This window comes from Aquiflexum sp. (genome assembly GCF_977115555.1).
In genome coordinates, this window is the sequence record NZ_CDSBKL010000261.1 from 1 (window position 1) to 5,984 (window position 5,984).

Genomic DNA, 5,984 nt, shown 5'->3' on the forward strand with positions numbered 1-5,984 from the left:
GATCCTTCAAAAAAGAAAATATTGAACCGATATGGAGCATTTTCATTGGATGACCGGGATTATTCATTGACACATATTTGGGAAATTTTGTTTGATCCGGATCAACCTAATCCATCAGAATTGCCTTGTTATGAATCGGCAGATTCACTCAAGAACGCAAATGGCTGCATCACGAGGCCCAAACCAAAAAGACTTACAGAAGGGGAGTTCAATGTCAATTCCTTTATAATTTCACCTGATGGTAAAAAATTGGCGTTCAACCATCAGCCAAATCCATTGATCAATTCATCAGCCAAATCGGATATTTCAGTGTTGGATTTAGAAAGTGGTCAATCCCGCATTTTGGTCAATAATCCAAGTTCAGATAGGCTTGAAGATTGGTCTCCCGATTCCAAACAACTCCTTTTTACGAGCCATTTGGAGGATTCAGTTTCCAATTTTTATTCCAATTCGAAAATTTTTGTCATTGATATAGAGTCCAAAAATAGCAGGCAGATTGCATCAAATCTTGATGAAAATCCCTCAGGTTTGGCTTGGAATCCCAAAGGGATTTTCGGACTTTTTTGGCAAAAGACCCAGAGACATATTTATCGGATTGAACCCAAAGACGGTTCTTTCACGGAATTGAAGGGATTTCCGGATTTGGTGAGTGGAATATCTTTCTCCAAATCGGGCGAAAAATTGGCAATAAATGCAAGAAATGGAGATCAGCTCAACGAAATCTGGGTGAGCAATACTCAGAAACCCGCTGCAAGAAAAGTCACCGAGATGACAAAGCAGATATCAGGATGGAAAGTTTCCCAAAGCGAAGTGGTAGTTTGGAGAAGCAAAGACGGAGCTTTGATAGAGGGAGTTCTGCATAAGCCCGCAGATTATGACCCCACCAAAAAATATCCTTTGATGGTTGTAATCCATGGGGGTCCGACAGGAATAGATACACCTTCACCTGTTCCGAGTTATGTCTATCCCATTGTTCAATGGCTGAATAAAGGCAGCTTGGTTTTGCAGCCGAATTACCGCGGTTCAGCAGGCTATGGTGAGGCATTCCGTTCTCTCAATGTTGAAAACCTAGGAGTGGGAGATGCATGGGACGTCTTGAGCGGTGTCGATAATTTGGTAGCAAGCAATCTTGTAGACACTAACAAAATGGGCGTAATGGGCTGGAGTCAGGGAGGCTATATTTCCGCATTTTTGACCACAAATACAGACAGATTCAAAGCAGTGAGTGTTGGTGCAGGGATTTCAAATTGGATGACTTATTATGTGAATACTGACATTCATCCTTTTACTATCCAATACCTCAAAGCCAATCCCTGGGACGATGAGGAAATCTACCGTAAAACTTCCCCCATGACCAATATCAAAAATGCCAAAACCCCGACTTTGATTCAGCATGGGGAGTTTGACCAAAGGGTCCCTATTCCAAATGCCTATGAACTTCTTCAGGGATTGAGGGATCAAAATGTCCCCGCCGAATTGGTTGTCTACAAAGGTTTTGGACATGGGATCACCAAACCTAAGGAAAGGCTTGCTGCCACATGGCACAATTGGCAATGGTTTGCCAAATATGTCTGGGGAGAAGAAGTTGAATTGCCTATTGGAGAAGAGAAGTGATAAGAAAAGGATGTGCTACATAGACCTTTTGCTGTTTTGGTTTGCCAAAATCCGTAAAGTCCTTTTCTTTTTATTTCTATTTCCTCTATTTTTCAAATAATCTCAAATTAACCGATGATATGAATTTCATTTTGAAAAGAAGAGGCTTTCCACTGATACTGGTTTTAACAGTACTATTTGCAGCTATTTCTTGGAAGTCTTATGAGCAGGAAGCTTTTGTTTCCTATTCCCAAAAAATCCCTGACTCCGGTCAAAGTTTTGGAATGGTGCCAATTCCTGGCGGTAAATTTATGATGGGCAGCGAAGGAAACCTTCCTGACGAAAGCCCTGTCCATGAGGTGGAAATCTCTCCTTTCTGGATGGGTACGCATGAGATTACTTGGGACATTTTCGAACTTTTTTTGGACAAAAATTATGAGATTGCCATTGCGGAAAAAGCCCTCCCTGCACAGGTAGACGGCCTAAGCAGACCAAGTATCCCGTATCTAGACATGACAGCCGGCATGGGCAAAGAAGGCAAGCCTGCCATTGGCATGACCAATTATGGCGCTATTCAGTTTTGTAAGTGGCTGTATCTGAAGACAGGGGTATTTTATAGATTGCCTACTGAAGCTGAATGGGAATATGCGGCAAGGGCAGGGACAAACAGCAAGTATTTTTTTGGAGAGGATGAAAAACTCCTTGATCAATATGCCTGGTACTCCGCCAATAGTGATAAAATCACACATCAAATAGGTCAGAAAAAGCCAAATCCATGGGGATTGTATGATATTCTCGGAAATGTAATGGAATGGACTTCCGATCAATATTCTGCCGATACCTACCAGAGCAGGAAGGATAATTCGGTCAAAGATCCTACCATTGAAATCAAGAAACTTTATCCCGGAGCCATACGGGGTGGACATTACAACAGTCCTGCTACAGACCTGCGCACAACCAAAAGAACGGCATCAAAGGCAGAATGGAAGAGGATTGATCCACAGATTCCCAAAAGCCAATGGTGGTTTCCTGAAGCTCCGTTCCTTGGTTTGAGGGTGGTAAGACCGCTCAATCCACCAAGTCAGGCAGAGATCATGGCCTATTATGACAGAGATCCGATTACAGATTATTAATCAGTCCACAGTCGACAGACCATAGCCGCTTCAATGGATTTCCCAACCGAGTTTTACATGGTTAGTGGCTATAAGGCTTTTGAAAATGAATTTTAAAAAAGAACCATAAAACAATACACTCATGAATAACCAAAATCAACGCAGGGACTTTATCAAAACTTCTGCAATCCTTGCCGGAGGAATGATACTTCAGCCATTTAGCCTCCCCGGAGCTTATGCCTCAGGTACAGACGAAATCAAATTGGCTGTAATAGGCTGTGGCGGAAGGGGCACAGGGGCTGTTTTCCAGGCCTTTGAGACAGGACACAACATCAAATTGGTTGCTATGGCAGATGCTTTCAGGGACAGGATAGACAAAAGCTATACGCCCATCTTCGAAAAATACGGGAAAGAGAAAGTCGATGTGACTGAGGATAGGAAGTTTGTAGGCTTTGAAGGTTACAAAGAAGCGATCAAACTTGCCGATGTAGTGATACTAGCTTCACCTCCGGGATTCAGACCTGACCATTTTGAAGAAGCTGTAAAGCAAGGCAAGCAGATTTTTATGGAAAAACCGGTAGCAGTAGACGCGGCCGGAATCCGCAAAGTCCTTGCAGCAGCAGAGGAAGCCAAAAAGAAAAAACTCAATGTGGTGGTTGGCCTTCAGAGACATTACCAAACCAATTACAGGGAAACCATCAAGCGTCTACATGACGGAGCCATCGGTGATATCGTAGGAGGTCAGGTTTATTGGAATGACGGAGGCGTTTGGGTCAATCCAAGGCAACCGGGTCAGACCGAGATGGAGTACCAGATGAGGAATTGGTACTACTTCAATTGGCTTTGCGGAGACCATATCAATGAGCAGCATGTCCATAATATTGACGTGGCCAACTGGGTAAAAAACAGTTATCCTGTACAGGCCTATGGTACAGGTGGACGACAGGTGCGTACCGGAAAAGAAAATGGAGAAATTTTTGACCATCATAGCATCACATTTACCTACGCCGACGGAACGGTTATCTTCAGTGAATGCCGACATTTTCCTGGTGCCGCCAATAGAGTTGACGAATCTTTCCAAGGCACAAAAGGGAAGGTTTACCTGAGTGCAGGAAACCACGGGGATATTACTGATTACAAAGGAAATTCGATTTATTCCCACAATAGGGAGAATAATCCCAACCCATATCAAGTGGAGCATGATGAACTATTTGCCGCCATAGTTAAAGGTGAATACAAATTTGCGGATGCAGAAAATGGCGCAAAAAGTACCATGACAGCTATTTTGGGAAGGAACGCAACTTATTCGGGCAAAGTAGTCACTTGGGATGAAGCGCTAAATTCCGAAATCAGTCTGATGCCTGATACCTTGGCTTGGGATGCGATGCCGAAGGTCCTGCCAAATGCGGACGGCTATTACCCTTTTGCTATTCCTGGAAAAACAAAAGTAATCTGATATGAAAAGGAGAAGTTTTGTTAGAAATATGGGTTTGGGTTCCGCTGTAGCAGCTCTAGCAGGTGGCACAAGCCTTTCCTCCTTTGCAAAAAGCAATGCAGCCGGAAAGCCATTTAACCTGGATTATGCTCCCCACTTTGGGATGTTCAAAGCCCACGCCGGAGACGGACTTGTATCCCAATTGGAATTTATGGCCGATCAGGGATTCCGGTCTTTGGAAGACAATGGACTGCTTGGACGTCCTGTAGAAGACCAAAATCTCATCGGCAAAACCCTCGAGAGGCTCAACATGCGCATGGGTGTCTTTGTCGTGGACGGCGGAGACAATTGGAAAATATCGCTTGCATCAGGCAAACAGGAGTTTATAGACAACTTTGTAGCCACATGCAAAAAATCCGTGGAGGCTTCAAAGCGGGTCAATGCCAAATGGGCGACGGTTGTCCCCGGCTTTTTTGAAAGAAAACTTCCGATGGGAATCCAAACTTCCCATGTGATCGAAGCGCTGAAACGTGGCGCAGAGGTCATGGAACCAAGCGGTTTGGTGATGGTTTTGGAGCCATTGAGTGATACCCCGGAGCTATTTCTGAGGTTTTCGGACCAAACCCACGCCATCTGCAAGGCGGTCGACAGTCCTTCCTGCAAAATCCTCTATGATGCTTACCACATGCAGCGCAACGAGGGCAACCTGATCGCAATGATGGATGCCTGTTGGGATGAGATCGCCTACATCCAGATTGGGGACAATCCGGGACGCAAAGAACCGGGAACAGGTGAAATCAATTACCTGAATGTCTTCAAGCACATCGATGCCAAAGGATTCAATGGCGTCTGCGGGATGGAACATGGCAATGCCATTCCCGGAAAAGAAGGGGAGTTGGCCCTGATTGCTGCTTACAGAAAAGCGGATATGTTTAAGTAGAAAAAATCACCGCAGAGCACACTGAGAGCGCAGAGATAAAAAGAAAAATGAAGCCCGCAAAGACGCCATTGGCGCAAAGAAGATAGTCACAAATGAGGAGAGGGAAACAGCATTGATTGCAGCGTATTAAAAAGCGGATATATTTAAGTAGCATGTACTGTCGAAGAAAGTAAAGAGGTGGGGTTTTTAACCTCACCTTTTTTTGTTGCCTATGATTTTTAAAAACTGGATTTATTTATCCTGTAATTATAATTTGTAAATGAAGAAAACCACTGTTATCTTTCGTTTGAGCGTGTGGTAGGATAGTCCAATTGCAAATTCGTAATTATTTAAGGAAGGAATTGCAAATTCCACCTAATCGAAGCCTCGGACCTTAGACTAAGAGTAGAGGGGGTAAATAGAAGCCATAACAAATTATGAAAAAAAGGACAATTAAAGTATTATTTTTATTATTCATTGTTATTAGTTGTTCAGCTCAAGACGTTCCGGCTAGATTTGAGGGTGGGCGAGAAAAGCTTGATGAGTTTGTAATGGAAAATATGAAATGGCCTTTTCAACGTATTGAATACAAGGGAAAAATATATGTTAAATGTACTATTAATGAATATGGTGAAATTTTAAGTCCAAAAATAGAGAAAGGTTTATGTGAGAAATGTGATGAAGAAGCCTTACGACTTATCGGTATCATGCCTAATTGGTTACCGGCCAGAAAGGGAGGTAAAAATGTTTCTTCTGAAGTAATTATTCCAATAGATTTTAGCTTATACGACAAAAATTAAAGATGAAAGAACTTAGAGAAAGCGTCCCTTTCTGGGTGAATATTGGCGAAGGCGCTAGGTGTATTTTGTAACTAAACCTTTTTATTTAGTAGATCCCGTACAGCTTTGGGGAGTAAATTCAATTT

The 5,984-nt window shown here is 43.0% G+C and carries 5 protein-coding genes; all 5 read left to right on the forward strand.

Translation table 11 applies throughout. The features are described 5' to 3' along the window. The coding region (locus ACZFYI_RS14305) for a S9 family peptidase (protein ID WP_462524808.1) at positions 1–1,614 on the forward strand (1,614 nt) is incomplete at its 5' end. A gap of 119 nt (positions 1,615–1,733) precedes the next feature. After that, the gene (locus tag ACZFYI_RS14310; RefSeq protein WP_462524809.1) at positions 1,734–2,726 is read left to right on the forward strand and encodes a formylglycine-generating enzyme family protein; all 993 of its coding nucleotides are present in this window, start codon (positions 1,734–1,736) and stop codon (positions 2,724–2,726) included. A 121-nt stretch (positions 2,727–2,847) separates the two neighbouring features. Beyond that, positions 2,848–4,161: a Gfo/Idh/MocA family protein gene (locus tag ACZFYI_RS14315; RefSeq protein ID WP_462524810.1), complete on the forward strand. Its 1,314-nt coding sequence runs from the start codon at positions 2,848–2,850 to the stop codon at positions 4,159–4,161. Position 4,162: 1 nt separating this feature from the next. Further along, on the forward strand, positions 4,163–5,080 hold the full coding sequence (locus tag ACZFYI_RS14320; protein WP_462524811.1) for a hydroxypyruvate isomerase family protein: 918 nt from the start codon (positions 4,163–4,165) through the stop codon (positions 5,078–5,080). Positions 5,081–5,496: 416 nt separating this feature from the next. Further along, complete coding sequence (locus ACZFYI_RS14325) at positions 5,497–5,859, forward strand: energy transducer TonB (RefSeq protein ID WP_462524812.1); 363 nt, start codon at positions 5,497–5,499, stop codon at positions 5,857–5,859. Positions 5,860–5,984: the final 125 nt, after the last annotated feature.

Excerpts from the sequence above, each read along its gene's own strand:
- ACZFYI_RS14320 (WP_462524811.1), top strand. The coding sequence starts at position 4,163 with ATGAAAAGGAGAAGTTTTGTTAGAAATATGGGTTTGGGTTCCGCTGTA.
- ACZFYI_RS14325 (WP_462524812.1), top strand. The coding sequence starts at position 5,497 with ATGAAAAAAAGGACAATTAAAGTATTATTTTTATTATTCATTGTTATT.
- ACZFYI_RS14315 (WP_462524810.1), top strand. The coding sequence starts at position 2,848 with ATGAATAACCAAAATCAACGCAGGGACTTTATCAAAACTTCTGCAATC.
- ACZFYI_RS14310 (WP_462524809.1), top strand. The coding sequence starts at position 1,734 with ATGAATTTCATTTTGAAAAGAAGAGGCTTTCCACTGATACTGGTTTTA.